The sequence below is a fragment of the Vibrio sp. 10N.222.49.C9 genome, from assembly GCF_041474985.1.
Classification (GTDB): Bacteria; Pseudomonadota; Gammaproteobacteria; order Enterobacterales; family Vibrionaceae; genus Vibrio; species Vibrio crassostreae_C.
This window is the reverse complement of sequence record NZ_JBFRVD010000508.1, coordinates 1-328: the sequence shown is the minus strand read 5'-3', so window position 1 is coordinate 328 and position 328 is coordinate 1. Positions and strand designations below refer to the sequence as shown.

Genomic DNA, 328 nt, shown 5'->3' with positions numbered 1-328 from the left:
GTGCAGCTAGCGTATCGGCCGTTTCACCTGATTGAGAAAGAGTCACAAGTAGGCTGTTTGGACGAGTTACGAATTTGCGGTAACGGAACTCAGATGCGATTTCTACGTCACAGCTTACACCAGCGATAGATTCGAACCAGTAACGAGCAGCCATGCCTGAGTTGTATGAAGTACCACAAGCAATGATCTGAACGTGTTCTACCTTGCTAAGGATTTCTTCTGCTTTAACGCCGATAGCGTTAGTGATGACTGAATCTGCAGAGATACGGCCTTCCATAGTGCTAATTAGCGCTGTAGGTTGCTCGAAGATCTCTTTTTGCATGAAGTG

General features: G+C 46.3%; 1 protein-coding gene. It reads right to left on the bottom strand.

Features of this window, described 5'->3' with window-relative positions; translation table 11 throughout:
- On the bottom strand, nt 1-328 hold a 328-nt coding region (locus tag AB4585_RS24220), incomplete at both ends, for an SIS domain-containing protein (protein WP_372171302.1).